Source organism: Flavobacterium sp. RSP46 (assembly GCF_003984825.1).
Taxonomy (GTDB): domain Bacteria; phylum Bacteroidota; class Bacteroidia; order Flavobacteriales; family Flavobacteriaceae; genus Flavobacterium.
In genome coordinates this window covers 20,316-34,591 of record NZ_RYDM01000011.1, presented here as the reverse complement: position 1 = coordinate 34,591, position 14,276 = coordinate 20,316, and the positions used below count along the sequence as shown (strand labels likewise).

Genomic DNA, 14,276 nt, shown 5'->3' with positions numbered 1-14,276 from the left:
AAGGTGTCAATGTAAATTGACACCTTTTTTGTTTCCTCACCCCAGCCCTCTCCCAGAGGAAAGGGGGTTGGATTTTACAAATTAGCAACTAACCAGTCACCTACTTCGCTAGTTTTGTATGCCTTAGCCCCTTTAGCAACTAAATCTTCAGTTACAATTCCTTGTTCGAGTGATTTGTTGACTACAGCTCTAATCGCAGCCGCTTCTTCTTTTAAGCCGAAGGCATCTTCAAACATCATTGCAGCAGATAATACGGTCGCTAATGGATTGGCAATATTTAGGCCTGTGGCCTGTGGATAGGATCCGTGAATGGGTTCGTACAATGAAGTATGTTCTCCAACGGATGCAGAAGGCATTAATCCCATTGATCCGGATATCACTGAAGCTTCATCAGTCAAAATATCTCCAAATAAATTTTCTGTAATCAAGACATCATATGAATTTGGCCATTGTACTAAACGCATCGCTACGGCATCCACAAATTCATAACTTACCGTAACTTCGGGATAGTCTTTTTCCATTGCTTGTACGGTTTCTCTCCACAAACGAGAAGTTTCCATTACGTTGGCTTTGTCTACACAACATAGTTTTTTAGTACGAGTCATTGCTAGTTCAAAACCTTTTTTAGCTAAACGTTTTACCTCTGATCTGGTATAGGTACAAGTGTCAAACGCTGTTTCACCACCGTCTTTTCTTCCTTTTTCTCCAAAATAAATTCCGCCGGTAAGTTCCCTTAAAAAGATTAAATCAGTTCCTTCAATACGCTCTCTTTTTAAAGGAGAATTGTCAATCAAAGAGGGGAATGTAAATGTTGGGCGAACATTGGCAAACAGCCCTAGTTTTTTACGCATTAATAACAAACCTTGTTCTGGACGAACCGGAGCGCTTGGATCATTATCATATTTTGGATGGCCAATGGCTCCAAATAAAACAGCATCAGCAGCCATACAAATTTCGTGAGTCTCATCAGGATAAGGAACTCCTACGGCGTCAATGGCGCAAGCTCCTGTAAGTGCAGGAGTCCAGATGATTTCATGGTTGAATTTTTTAGCGATCGCATCCGAAACTTTTACGGCTTCATGGATTACTTCTGGTCCAATTCCGTCTCCGGCTAAAAGGGCTATTTTTAATTTCATATTAATTGTGTTTTCCTCCTCCCAGCTCCCTCCAAAGGAAAGGGAGACTGGGTGTTGAAGGATTGGGTTTGTAGTTTGTGTTGTATTTCTTTAATTTTATTTCAAATTTTCAAGCTCCAATTTCGGCTTGGCTCCCTCACCTTCGTGGAGGGCTGGGGCTGGGATTACGTTCAGCATTTTTTGGGTTGCTATAATTGCGGCAACTGTTTGGTCAGAGTCCAGCCCTCTGGTTTTGAATTCTTTTTCATTATTTGTCCAGGTGATTATGGTTTCGCATAAGGCGTCAGAACTGCTTCCTGGTGGAATTCGTACGGCATAATCAATCAGTTTTGGCAATTCTAAGTTTTTGCTTTTATATATTTTTGCCAATGCATTCATGAAAGCATCAAATTGTCCGTCTCCTTGTGCGTGCTCTTCAATGATTTCACCATCTATTTTTAAAGATAAAGTAGTCGATGGACGCATGCCTTTTGCATGAGATAATATATAGGACTCAACAACAATTTTTTCCTGATAGGTTTGGCTGTCCAAAACATCAGAGATAATATAGGGTAAGTCTTCTTTAGTAACGGTTTCTTTTTTATCTCCTAATTCAATGATTCTTTGGGTAACTAACTTTAAATCCTCAGGGTTTAATTGAAGGCCTAATTCTTGAAGATTTTTCTCGATATTGGCTTTTCCAGAGGTTTTACCAAGGGCATACTTTCTTTTTCTGCCAAAACGCTCCGGTAGTAAATCGTTAAAATACAGGTTGTTTTTATTGTCACCATCGGCATGAATACCAGCAGTTTGTGTAAATACATTGTCGCCCACAATAGGTTTGTTTGCAGGGATTCTGTATCCGGTAAACGTTTCTACTAATTTGCTAACAGAATATAACGAAGATTCTTTTACGCCAATTTCTATTTCGGGTAAGAAATCATTGATTACCGCAACAGTGCTTTCAAGGGGTGCATTTCCAGCCCGTTCTCCCATCCCGTTAACAGTTACATGAAGCCCTTGAATACCAGCTTTTACGGCTTCCATTACATTGGCGATACTTAAATCGTAGTCGTTGTGCGCATGAAAATCAAAATGAGTATCAGGGTATTTCGTTATAATTTTTGCAATAAATTCAAAAGTTTCAGAAGGGATTAAAACCCCTAAAGTGTCCGGTAATAAGATTCTTTTGACCGGTTGCTTAGTTAGAAAGTCTAAATATTGAAATACATATTCAGGGGAATTACGCATTCCGTTACTCCAGTCTTCCAGATATACATTGGTTTCAATATTATTTTCCTGAGCTAAGGCTATGGCTTGCGCAATTTCAGAAAAATGTTGTTCGGGTGTTTTTTTTAACTGGTGGGTTAAGTGGTTGAGCGATCCTTTGGTTAGTAAATTCTGAACTTTAGCTCCGGTATTTTTCATCCATTCAATAGAAAGGCCGCCGTCTACAAAGGTTAAAACTTCAATTCGGCTGCTGTATCCTTTTGTTTCGGCCCAAGCCATAATTCCTTTTACTCCTTGAAATTCACCCTCGCTTACACGAGCCGAAGCAACTTCGATTCGGTCAATATGAAGCTCTTCCAGTAATAATTGTGCAATGGTTAATTTTTCTGCAGCAGAAAAGGATACTCCGGAGGTTTGTTCACCATCACGGAGCGTCGTATCCATTATTTCAATTTTTCTTTTTTTCATTATAAATGGGATTCGATTTCGATTTCATGAATCAGAAATCGGGATATCTTGTTTTTATCAAAAACTAAAAACAGTTGCTTCGGGGAGAACCCAAAGAAAATCTTTAGCCAATACCTTTTCGGATTATGTTTAGTAAGGAAGTTGATTGGCAAATTCCACCACTTCTGATTTTATATTTTGCAAATAATCAATATCGTCAAAACCATTGATCATATTGTCTTTTTTATAACCCGAAATATCAAAAAATTCTTTTTCGCCAGTTGCTTTAATGGTAATGGTTTGTTCTGGAAGATTAATTTCTAGTTCCGTTTTTGGATCTTCTTCGATAGTTTTAAATATTTTTTCTGCAAATCCAGCACTAACCTGAACTGGTAAGACACCAACATTCAGGCAGTTATTTCTAAAAATATCAGCAAAAAAACTAGAGACCACACATCTAAAACCATAATCGTAAACCGCCCAAGCAGCGTGTTCTCTTGAGGAACCCGAACCAAAATTTCTGCCTCCAACAAGAATTTTTCCGCCGTAGATTGGATTATTCAGTACAAAATCAGCTTTCGGAGTTCCGTCATTATTGTATCTCCAGTCACGGAAAAGGTTGTCGCCAAAACCAACACGTTCGGTTGCTTTTAGAAATCGAGCAGGAATAATTTGATCCGTATCTACATTTTCGATAGAAAGCGGAACTGCGCTACTGGTAAGAATATTAAATTTATCGTAAGCCATTTGATTTTTGATTTTTGATTAACGATTTTAGATTTTTGATTTCCTGTTTTGAAAATAAATCTTTAATCGCTACTGTTTTTATTTTTTTACTATTTTGATTTTAAAAATTCAAATTGGATTTTGACACTAACGAAATCTACAATCAAAAATCGTTAATCTTCAATCTGAATTCTTTTAAAGAAGTTCTCTAGGATCTGTCAAAACTCCAGTTACAGCGGCAGCAGCAGCCATAAACGGACTTGCTAACAACGTTCTTGAGCCAGGTCCTTGACGTCCTTCAAAGTTTCTGTTGGAAGTACTTACCGCATATTTTCCGGCAGGAACTTTGTCGTCATTCATTGCTAAACAAGCGGAACATCCTGGCTGACGTAAAACAAAACCAGCTTGGGTTAATACCTCAAGAATTCCTTCTTCTTTAATTTGTGCTTCTACGACATGTGATCCTGGAACCAGCCAAGCGGTAACATTATCCGCTTTTTGGCGTCCTTTTACAATGGAGGCAAAAGCTCTGAAATCTTCAATTCGACCATTGGTACAACTTCCTAAGAAAACATAATCAATTTGTTTTCCAATCATGGCTTCTCCTTGATGAAATCCCATGTATCCTAAAGATTTTGCATATGTTTCTTCTCCTTCGGCAACGTCTTTTGAGTTTGGAATGCTTTTAGAAATTCCCAATCCCATTCCTGGGTTTGTTCCGTAGGTAATCATAGGTTCAATATCCGATGCTTCAAAGTTGATTTCTTCATCAAATTTGGCATCAGTATCTGTTTTCAATGTTTTCCAATAGGTTACTGCTTTATTCCAATCATCTCCTTTTGGAGTATACAAACGTCCTTCTAAATAATCAAAAGTAGTTTGGTCTGGAGCGATCATTCCGCCACGAGCACCCATTTCGATACTTAAATTACAAACGGTCATACGGCCTTCCATGGTCATGTGTTCAAAAACTTCACCTGCATATTCCACAAAATAGCCGGTAGCCCCTGAAGTCGATAATTTAGATATAATATAAAGTGCCACATCTTTGGGAGTAACCCCAAATTGAAGATTACCGGCAACATTAATGCGCATTTTTTTAGGTTTAGGTTGCATAATGCATTGGGTAGAAAGTACCATCTCAACCTCAGACGTCCCAATTCCGAAAGCGATGGCGCCAAAAGCTCCGTGAGTTGATGTATGTGAATCACCACAAACAATGGTTGCTCCGGGTAAGGTAATTCCGTTTTCAGGACCCACCACATGAACAATTCCATTTTTTTGATTTCCTAAACCCCAATGGCTAATGCCGTATTCAGCAGCGTTTTCTTCTAATGCTTTGAGTTGATTGGCAGACAATGCGTCTTCAACCGGTAAATGTTGATTTATAGTTGGTGTGTTGTGATCTGCAGTAGCAAAAGTGCGCTCTGGGTATAATACTGAAATGCCTCGTTCTTTTAAACCTAAAAAAGCTACAGGACTAGTAACTTCATGGATGAAATGACGGTCAATAAAAAACACGTCTGGTCCATCTTCAATTTTGCGCACCACGTGCGAATCCCATACTTTGTCAAATAATGTAGTACTCATTTTAATATGTTTTAATGTGTTTTGTTTATAGCCCAAAAGGCTACGATGATAACAATAAAGACAAAGCTAAAAAAACAATCAAGGCTTTACGTATCAATATTCCATTATATACGATACCCAAAATCCCATTCGGATATTTCTTTGTTGATTTTTGTCTTTTTACTTTTTTTTTGTACGGTAGTTTTTTATTTAGATCTAATAAAAAATCAATTTGTTGAGTTTTTTGATGTTTATTGAATCGTTAAATTAGGCTTCTTAAATGCAGTTATATTTACGAATATTTAATTAAATGGTATGAAAAGCAACTTTTTTTTAATTTTAAATTCACTAATTCACTTTTGTGACAGTTGTTTTTTAAAATGGTTTTCGTAGTAAACAACATTTTTTTTAGCGGTATTTCATTGTTTTTTTTTGATGAAATACTACGACATCCAAAAAAGCAATATGTCGTCTTTTTATCTTTTAATAAGATGCAATCAAACTGATTTGTTGAAAGTGATCGTAGTTTTAATAGGAGAATAGCCTTGGAAAATAATTTTGTTTTTTGTTGATAATTTACTTCTATTCTACTCTAAAAAAACTAAATTTGAAATTCATTTTTTGCGATTTTTTAAAATCACAAACTCTTCAAATCCAGCTATGTACTTAATATTCGATACCGAAACCACAGGATTACCAAAACGTTGGGGCGCACCCATTTCAGATACGGATAACTGGCCACGATGTATTCAAATCGCGTGGCAGTTGCACGACGATATGGGTAAACTGATTGAGCATCAGGATTATTTGATCAAGCCCGAAGGGTTTAATATTCCGTTTGATGCCGAACGAATTCACGGTATTTCTACAGAATTGGCGGAAGCCGATGGGATTTCGTTGGCAGAAGTGCTAGAAAAATTCAATGCTGTTTTAGGTAAAGCTAAATTTATAGTGGGTCAGAATTTAGGTTTTGATATCAATATTATGGGGTGCGAATTTTACAGAATGGGAGTGGAGAGCCAAATGAGCTCGATGCCAATTCTGGATACTTGTACAGAAGTTACGGCTTCGTTATTAAAATTACCAGGTGGCCGTGGCGGTAAATTTAAACTGCCTACGCTAACGGAATTGCATTCGTATCTTTTTAATAAACCTTTCGGTGAAGCGCACAACGCCACTGCCGATGTGGAGGCAACTACGCGTTGTTTCTTAGAGTTAGTTCGTCGTGATGTTTTTACAAAAGAGGAACTCGACGTTCCGGGCAGTTATTTTCAAGATTTTCAAAGCAAGAATCCAAGTGAGATTAAACTCATAGGTTTAAAACATATTAATCTAAAGGAAGCGTCCGATAAAATTCGTCAGCAGTTTGGCGAAAAACAAGCGCCGACAGTTTCGAAAGCAGAACTTTCAGAGAATAAAAAAGTACTTATTGATGCGCCTTTCGTGCATTTGCATAATCATACGCAGTTTTCGGTATTGCAATCGACGATCAGTATTGCAGCATTGGTAAAAGCGGCGGCACAACAAAAAATGCCGGCAGTTGCCATGACCGATCATGCGAATTTGATGGGTGCTTTTCATTTTGTCCGCGATATTTTATATCATAATAAAGTGGCTGAAGCCAAGAATAAAGAGGCGATTGAAAATGGGGATGAACCTACTGAAGTTCCGATGAAACCTATTGTAGGTTGTGAATTTTTTGTATGTGAGGACCATAAAAACAAAAAAATTAAAGACAATGGTTACCAGATAGTACTTTTGGCGAAGACCAAAAAAGGGTACCATAATTTGGCTAAAATGTCTTCCATTGCGTATACCGAAGGTTTTTATTATGTGCCAAGAATCGATAGGAAAGTCATTCAGGAATTCAAAGAAGATATTATTGTTTTATCCGGAAATCTTTATGGTGAAATTCCAAATAAGATTTTAAATATTGGTGAAAACCAAGCTGAAGAAGCTTTGCTTTGGTGGAAAAACGAATTCAAGGAAGATTTTTACATTGAGGTGATGCGTCATAATCAGGAAGATGAAAATCGGGTGAATGCGTCTTTGATTTCATTGGCCAGAAAGCATGATGTCAAGATTATAGCGACAAACAATACCTTTTATATAGATAAGGAAAATTCGAATGCGCACGATATTTTGCTTTGTGTGCGTGATGGCGAAAAGCAAACCACTCCTATTGGTCGTGGTCGAGGGTATCGGTACGGATTGCCCAATCAGGAATATTATTTCAAGTCGGGAGACGAAATGAAACAACTTTTTGCAAATTTGCCCGAAGCAATTTCAAATATTTCGGAGATTGTGGATAAAATTGAAATTTTCGATTTGGCACGGGAAGTTTTATTGCCAAAATTTGAAATTCCGGTTGAATTTAATAATCCGGAAGATGCTGTTGATGGTGGGGTGCGAGGAGAAAATGCGTATTTGAGGCACCTTACTTTTGAAGGAGCAACAAGACGATATCCCGTAATGACCGAAGAAATTCAAGAACGACTTGATTTTGAATTGTTGACGATATCTAATTCAGGATATCCAGGATATTTCCTGATTGTGCAGGATTTAATTGCTGAGGCGAGAAGCATGGGCGTTTCTGTAGGGCCGGGAAGGGGTTCTGCGGCGGGATCGGTGGTGGCGTATTGTTTGAAGATTACCAATATTGACCCCTTGATGTACAACCTGCTTTTTGAGCGTTTCCTGAATCCGGATCGGGTGTCTTTGCCCGATATTGATATCGATTTTGATGATGAAGGACGCAGTAGCGTAATGGATTATGTGATCCGTAAATACGGTTCGAAACAGGTGGCGCAAATTATCACGTATGGTAAAATGGCTACCAAATCAGCGATTCGAGATACTGCTCGTGTATTGGATTTACCTTTGTTTGAAGCCGATAAAATAGCCAAATTGATTCCGGGAATGATGCCTTCTAAGTGGAATTTAGCTCGTTTTTTAAATGAAAAGGACGATGTAATTAAGAAGGCCGTTCGTCCCGAAGAGTATGATAAAATAAAGGAATTAATAGGACTTGCTAATGAAGATGATTTGGGCGGAGAAACCATTCAGCAAGCCAAAGTTTTAGAAGGGAATCTTAGAAATACAGGAATTCACGCCTGTGGTGTCATTATTACGCCAAGTGATATTACTGATTTTGTTCCTGTAGCAACCGCCAAAGATTCGGATTTGTATGTGACCCAGTTTGATAACTCGGTGGTGGAAAGTGCCGGTTTGTTAAAGATGGACTTTTTGGGTTTGAAAACCCTTACTCTGATAAAAGATACGGTTAAATTAGTAAAATACAGAACTGGAATTGACCTGAACCCGGATGAGTTTCCTATTGATGATTTGAAAACCTACGAGCTTTTCCAGCGTGGAGAAACTGTAGGAATTTTTCAATATGAGAGTCCGGGAATGCAAAAATACATGAAGGAATTAAAGCCTACAGTATTTCCCGATTTGATTGCCATGAATGCCTTGTATCGTCCGGGGCCAATTGCCTATATTCCAAGTTTCGTCAAGCGAAAAAACGGTGAAGAGGAAATTATTTATGACCTTGACGCCTGCGAAGAATTACTAAAAGACACCTACGGAATTACCGTTTACCAAGAACAAGTAATGCTTTTGTCCCAGAAACTAGCGGATTTCTCAAAGGGGGATGCGGATGTTTTGCGTAAAGCGATGGGAAAAAAACAAAAGGATGTTTTGGATAAAATGAAACCTAAATTTATCAGTCAGGCTGCGGCCAAAGGGCATCCTGAAGATAAACTGGAGAAAATCTGGAAAGACTGGGAAGCCTTTGCAGAATATGCGTTTAATAAATCACACTCGACTTGTTATGCCTGGATTGCCTACCAAACGGCATTTTTGAAGGCGAATTATCCGGCTGAATATATGGCTGCGGTTTTGTCCAATAACATGAGTGATATCAAGCAAGTTTCTTTCTTTATGGAAGAATGCAAACGCATGGGATTACAGGTTTTAGGACCGGATGTGAATGAATCGTTTTATAAATTTACCGTAAACGATGATTATGCGGTTCGGTTTGGGATGGGAGCTGTAAAAGGTGTAGGTTCTGGCGCTGTGGCTACGATTGTGGAAAATAGAAAAGACGGAAAATACAAATCTATTTTTGATTTGACCAAACGGATTGATTTGCGTGCGGCCAATAAAAAAGCATTGGAGAATCTGGTTTTGGCGGGTGGTTTCGATTCGTTTTTAGGAACTACTAGAGCACAATATTTTCATGATGATGGCGATGGAATTACCTTTTACGAAAAAGCAATTCGGTACGGAGCTAAATTTCAGGAAAATGAAAATTCAGCTCAAGTAAGTTTGTTTGGCGAAAGTAGTGATGTGCAAATTGAAGAACCTGTTGTTCCGCCTTGTGAGGATTGGAGCACAATGGAAAAATTAGCCAAAGAAAAAGAAGTGGTGGGGATTTATATTTCTGGGCATCCGCTGGACGATTACAAATTTGAAATGAAATATTTTTGCAATGCCAAGTTAGAAGCACTCAAGAACATGGAATTGCATGTCAGTAAAAATTTGACTTTTGGGGGGATTATCAATAATGTACAACATCGTGTTGCCAAAAACGGAAAAGGCTGGGGCATATTTACATTAGAAGGGTACGATGAAAGTTATGAGTTTCGGATTTTTGGGGAGGAGTATTTGAAGTTTCGCCATTTTCTGATTCAGAATAATTTTACGTTCATGAAAGTAATGGTCAAGGAAGGCTGGACGGATCGGGATACTGGAAAAAAAGGGGATCCAAGATTACAATTTGTGCTGGTGCAATACCTGCAGGATGTCCTGACTACATTTGCTAAAAAGCTAATTTTACTATTGAATATTAATGATTTAGAGGCGGAATTTATCCATAAGTTAAATCATATTTTTCAAGAAAACAAAGGCGATAATACTGTAGCTTTTGAAATTATGGAGTTGGAAAAAATAAAGCGATTAGTAGAAAATGTGGTAGTACTTCCGGAAAATGAAGAAGCCGTTTTTGTAGACGAAAATGAGGAAACCGATTCTCTAGAATCAGGAAATCCCGAAATTAGTACGGCAACTGAAGTAGAAGAAATAAAAGTAGTGACTAAACTGACCATGCCAAGCAGAAAATTGAAAGTGAAAATTTCAAATGAATTGTTGGTTGAACTGGAAAAAATGCAAATTAATTTTAAGTTAAACTGATTTTTTAACAGTTAAATTTAATTTTTTTTAGTGTTGTTTTTGTTAAAATTATGCGCGCACAGTAAAAATTTAGCTTGGCGTTTGACAGAACTGTTGTTTGCGCTTTTTACGGCCTAAAAAGCCCGGAATCGTTGGGTAAATTTACATTATGTTTGTGTGAATTAAACAACAATAATCATGAAAAAGAATTTATTTTTATTTGGATTTATGTTTTGTTCTATGATTGTGATAGGGCAAACGGAAAAAAAGGAAAGTTGGTATTTTAAATTAGGAGGATCCTATTTTCTTCAGACAGCCGCAACTGAATTCCCCACTGTTGGAGGCCAGTCTGCACTAAGTACAGTTTATGTAGGAGGCGATTTAGTTTCAGAGGAGAGTGTTACGGGGTCTTTTGGAGAAGGTTTTCGCACATCTGGCAGTGTTGGATACCGTTTTACGGATCGTTTGGGTCTGGAAATGGGAATCAATTATTATAATAGTACGGATAAAACAATGGTCAAAAGAGTCGATGATGGCGCTACAACACTGCGATCCGTTGGGCAAATTACAGCTTTTGATTTAGCTCCTGCAATTGTGTTTTTTCTGGGAGAAGTAAAAGGATTTGAAACCTACTCTAAAGTTGGGGTAATTGTGCCTGTTCACGGGGATTTGACGATTGAAACAAATGCCGTTGCTGGCGCTGGTGTAAATGTATTTAGCAAGGATGTCATCAAGCCAAATCCTACAGTAGGTTTTCAAGCGGCGTTAGGGACTTCGTATAAATTGGCCAAAAACCTTTCGGCTTTTGCAGAATTGGAATACCGTAACTTTACTGTTCATGGAAAAGATAAAGAAACAACGGAATTTACGGTTAATGGAGTAGATCGATTGAATACGCGTACAATATCTCAGATACATTCGAATTATTCAGACCGTTTAGACAGTAACTCTAATAACGCTCAGTTTAATACCGTGGATACTTCCAGACCTACGGATGAGCTGAGTTCTTATGTTGGAATCAGCGGATTGGGATTAACACTTGGAGTAAAATACAGTTTATAAACACAAAAAGTTAGATTTTTTAAAAAGACTATCTGAAATGACGGTCTTTTTTTAGGAATAAATATTCTAGTTTTCAGGAAACCCCTAGCCCTGATGGGAGCGGCATCTCCCGATTTAGAAAAACAAGGCTTTTTTAGCCGTAGTTTTTGTTAATCTGGAATACAGCGTACAGCAGGAAATAGCTCCAAATAAGTAATAAATGGAGGTACACTGAATGTGTTGAATAAGAATTGGCAATGTGTTAATAGTCAAAACTAATTCAGGAATAGTGTTTGATTAGTTTTTAATTTCTAAATTTGTATTCTAGTTTTGAATTTTAAAAATTCAAACGATAAACTTTAAATAAAATAGTATGGCATTAGCAATAACAGACGCGAATTTTGAAGAATTGGTTTTGAAATCTGACAAACCGGTAATGGTGGACTTTTGGGCTGCTTGGTGTGGGCCGTGTAGAATGGTAGGACCAATCATTGATGAATTGAGTACGGAATACGAAGGAAAAGTAGTGATAGGAAAAGTAGATGTGGATGCAAATCAAGAATTTGCTGCCAAATACGGAGTAAGAAATATACCAACTGTTTTGGTTTTTCACAACGGAGAAGTAGTAGGAAAGCAAGTAGGAGTTGCTCCAAAGCAAACCTACGCGGATAGTTTAGACGCATTGTTGTAATCAGTAGATTATGATTTATATAGGATCTGTACTGGATTCAGAGAAAAGGTTTGGCGAGAGTCAAGCCTTTTTTTTGTTTAAGCTGAATTTATTTCAGTTCCTAAATTGAGTTTCTGTAATAGTTTAATTTTTAAATCGTTCAATCTTTTAATATATTTGGGATATGAAGATCGAATCGCAAATAGAGAAAATTTCTAGTTTCCAGCATCTGGAATTGCTGGCGCATCAAGTGGTGGAAGGGTTTATTTCTGGAATGCATAAAAGTCCGTTTCATGGATTTTCGGCTGAATTTGCGGAGCATAAAGTGTATAACGCAGGCGAAAGTACCAAACATATTGATTGGAAGCTGTTTGCCAAAACGGAACGCTTGTACGTCAAGCGATTTGAAGAAGAGACAAATTTGCGGTGTCATATTATCATTGATAATTCCTCATCGATGCATTATCCGAAATTGAAAGAGAATCAGAATTTTTTTGAGAATAAGATTGGTTTTTCAGTTTTGGCTTCGGCAGTATTAATGAATCTCTTGAAGAAGCAACGTGATGCTGTGGGGCTAAGTGTGTTTTCGGACAGTTACGAGTACTACGCGCCTGAAAAAGGCAGTGATCGCCACCATCGAATGATTTTGAATGCGCTTGAAGGACTTTTAGAGAAATCTGCGACTACTAAAAGTACGGATGCAATTACTTTCTTGCATCAAATAGCCGAGAAAATCCACCGCCGTTCGATGATTATTGTATTTACCGATATGTTTCAATCCGGTAATGAAAAAGCGCTGTTTGATGCCTTACAACATTTGAAACACAACAAGCATAAAGTGGTTTTGTTTCATGTTGTTGACAATAAAACAGAGCTTAATTTTGACTTTGATAACGCCCCGCGAAAGTTTATTGATATAGAAACAGGAGAGGAAGTAGCAGTTTTTGCCGATAATGTGAAGGAGGAATATGAAAAACAAGTAGAAATGTACTTCAAGAAGTTGGCTTTAACGTGCTCTCAAAACCGAATAAAGTACATTCCGGTGAGTGTGAATGAAAGTTTTGAAAAAATAGTACTGACGTACTTGGTTGAAAAACAAAACTTTGGGTGATAGTACGGTTTTTTATCAATTATTTTTTCAAAAAACACTTGCGTAAACGGAAATCTATTGTATCTTTGCCACCGCAATAACGCAGAGGTTTGGTAGTTCAGTTGGTTAGAATACATGCCTGTCACGCATGGGGTCGCGGGTTCGAGTCCCGTCCAGACCGCAATATTGGGGAAAGCCTTTCGTAACAGAAAGGCTTTTTTGCCCCTAAAAGGTTTTTAACGTTAGTTGTGTTGTTTGCTGCGAATTTGTAACTCGTAGCGGGTTTAGTAGTTAGACCAATGAAAAGCTTTCCACTTTGTGGATAGCTTTTTTGATTTAAATGTAGCAGGTTTGGTAGTTCAGTGGGTTAGCATACATGCCTTTCATTTCGTATTTCCCTTAAAACAACTCAGATTTATAATTCCAGACAATCCACACAAACAATCCTAAATACATCACGCAAACCACAAATTTCATAAAGCTGGAGGCCAGAAACCCTATAAAGGAACCTGTAGCCGCTCTCAAAGCTCGACTATGGTCTTTAAAATCATAAATAAGTTCACCTATCAACGCACCAACAAAAGGGCCGATAATGAATCCAAAAGGGATAGGAGCAAGAATCCCCACGATCAATCCGATGTTAGTGCCCCAAATACCATAGGAGCTTCCGCCAAATCGCTTAGTTCCCTTTGCCGGAATCACGTAATCTAAAACCGATAGGATCACGGTGATCAATAAAGTAATTCCTAAAATCCAATAATTTACCGGAACAGCATTTGTGAAATACAGTAATGCCAATCCAACCCAACTGATGCCAGGTCCGGGCAGAACCGGTAAAAAGCTACCAAAAACGCCTAAAATCATACACATAAAACCAAGAACCAAAAGCAGTACATCCATGAATTTATTTTTACTAATTTTGAACACTCAAAAGTATTGAATTTTTATTTGAAAGAGTTTGATGCGCTTTTTTTGATTTTTTCGATAAAAAATCAGACCCAAACTCGGTATTGAATTAGGAGGAATTTTATAAATATACAATCCAAACTGCTGTTCTTCCAGATCGATTGGTGGCTTCGTATTCCGATCAAAAAGAAATTGCCGCTGCGATCAAAAAGAAATGGTTTGCTGAAAACTACGAAGATTATTTGCTTTAGAAAGCATCTCAAAAAAAATAATTGTATTTTTATAGAATATTAGTCCAATTCAAACA

Annotated in this window: 9 protein-coding genes and 1 tRNA gene; 5 read left to right on the top strand and 5 right to left on the bottom strand. The window is 37.7% G+C overall.

The window, feature by feature from the left end; translation table 11 throughout:
* Nucleotides 1-74: 74 nt before the first annotated feature.
* The 4 genes from leuB to leuC all read right to left on the bottom strand — a co-directional run bounded on the left by leuB (nt 75) and on the right by leuC (nt 5,108).
* Nucleotides 75-1,136 (bottom strand): 3-isopropylmalate dehydrogenase, encoded by a 1,062-nt coding sequence (gene leuB, locus EKM01_RS14085; protein WP_126454295.1) that lies wholly within the window; start codon nt 1,134-1,136, stop codon nt 75-77.
* 96 nt (nt 1,137-1,232) lie between these two features.
* Nucleotides 1,233-2,813 carry an alpha-isopropylmalate synthase regulatory domain-containing protein gene (locus EKM01_RS14080; RefSeq protein ID WP_231507411.1) on the bottom strand — a complete coding sequence of 527 codons (1,581 nt, stop codon included), beginning with the start codon at nt 2,811-2,813 and terminating at the stop codon, nt 1,233-1,235.
* Between the two features lie 129 nt (nt 2,814-2,942).
* Nucleotides 2,943-3,539 (bottom strand): 3-isopropylmalate dehydratase small subunit, encoded by a 597-nt coding sequence (gene leuD, locus EKM01_RS14075; RefSeq protein WP_126768698.1) that lies wholly within the window; start codon nt 3,537-3,539, stop codon nt 2,943-2,945.
* Between the two features lie 174 nt (nt 3,540-3,713).
* Nucleotides 3,714-5,108 carry a 3-isopropylmalate dehydratase large subunit gene (leuC, locus tag EKM01_RS14070; protein ID WP_126768697.1) on the bottom strand — a complete coding sequence of 465 codons (1,395 nt, stop codon included), beginning with the start codon at nt 5,106-5,108 and terminating at the stop codon, nt 3,714-3,716.
* 639 nt (nt 5,109-5,747) lie between these two features.
* Between leuC and dnaE the strand changes: the two genes are divergently transcribed.
* The 5 genes from dnaE (at nt 5,748) to EKM01_RS14045 (ending at nt 13,244) form a co-directional block, all read left to right on the top strand.
* Complete coding sequence (gene dnaE / locus EKM01_RS14065) at nt 5,748-10,283, top strand: DNA polymerase III subunit alpha (protein ID WP_126568971.1); 4,536 nt, start codon at nt 5,748-5,750, stop codon at nt 10,281-10,283.
* 177 nt (nt 10,284-10,460) lie between these two features.
* Nucleotides 10,461-11,324, top strand: a complete 864-nt coding sequence (locus EKM01_RS14060; RefSeq protein WP_126562144.1) for an outer membrane beta-barrel protein — start codon at nt 10,461-10,463, stop codon at nt 11,322-11,324.
* Between the two features lie 352 nt (nt 11,325-11,676).
* On the top strand, nt 11,677-11,994 hold the full coding sequence (gene trxA, locus EKM01_RS14055) for a thioredoxin (protein ID WP_126454285.1): 318 nt from the start codon (nt 11,677-11,679) through the stop codon (nt 11,992-11,994).
* A gap of 163 nt (nt 11,995-12,157) precedes the next feature.
* Nucleotides 12,158-13,084, top strand: a complete 927-nt coding sequence (locus EKM01_RS14050) for a DUF58 domain-containing protein (protein ID WP_126457509.1) — start codon at nt 12,158-12,160, stop codon at nt 13,082-13,084.
* Between the two features lie 86 nt (nt 13,085-13,170).
* Nucleotides 13,171-13,244: transfer RNA gene (locus EKM01_RS14045), tRNA-Asp, on the top strand.
* A gap of 218 nt (nt 13,245-13,462) precedes the next feature.
* Here EKM01_RS14045 and EKM01_RS14040 read toward each other — a convergent pair.
* Complete coding sequence (locus tag EKM01_RS14040; protein ID WP_126768696.1) at nt 13,463-13,963, bottom strand: DUF456 domain-containing protein; 501 nt, start codon at nt 13,961-13,963, stop codon at nt 13,463-13,465.
* Between the last annotated feature and the right edge of the window lie 313 nt (nt 13,964-14,276).